General features: G+C 65.3%; 1 protein-coding gene. It reads left to right on the top strand.

The window, feature by feature from the left end; all coding sequences use genetic code 11:
* Positions 1–505, top strand: a 505-nt coding sequence (locus BN1129_RS24105) for a lipopolysaccharide kinase InaA family protein (protein ID WP_042034003.1), incomplete at its 5' end; no start/stop codon positions are given.
* Positions 506–582: the final 77 nt, after the last annotated feature.

The following is a 582-nucleotide window of genomic DNA, read 5'->3' on the forward strand; positions in this document are numbered from 1 at the left end:
TCACCCCTCCGGCATGCCGGCGCTGGTGATGGAGCTGATCGACCCGGCCTTTGCCAATCTGGCCGGGCCGCCGAGCCTGGACTCCTGCACCCGGGATGTTTATCCCGATGCGCTGCGCCTGAGTGTGCCGGATGCGCTGGCGCTGGCGCACGGTATCGCGTCGGTGGCGCGCCATCTGCACCGTGCGGGCATCATGCACGGGGATCTCTACGGCCACAATATCCTCTTTGCCCGTGAGCCTGGCGCCCCGGCCCACGCCCTGCTCGGGGATTTTGGCGCGGCCTCCTTGTATGACCGCAACAACCGCGAGCGGGCGCTGGGCCTTGAGCGGCTCGAGGTGCGCGCCTTTGGCTGCCTGCTGGAGGAGCTGCTTGCGCGCTGTGAGGCAGAGTCATCACAGCTCGACGAGTTGCATCGGCTGAGCGCGACTTGCCTCTGTGACTCGCCCGCCGAGCGCCCTGATTTTGCCCATATCGAAAGGGTGCTGGCAGCGGCGCGTGGGTGATCTGTTGGCCGATGTTGTGCGCCCATCCACATGTTTTCATCTGTTGAACGGCCTGACCCATGACCTTGTTACACAAG

Source organism: Aeromonas popoffii, from assembly GCF_000820025.1.
Lineage (GTDB): Bacteria > Pseudomonadota > Gammaproteobacteria > Enterobacterales > Aeromonadaceae > Aeromonas > Aeromonas popoffii.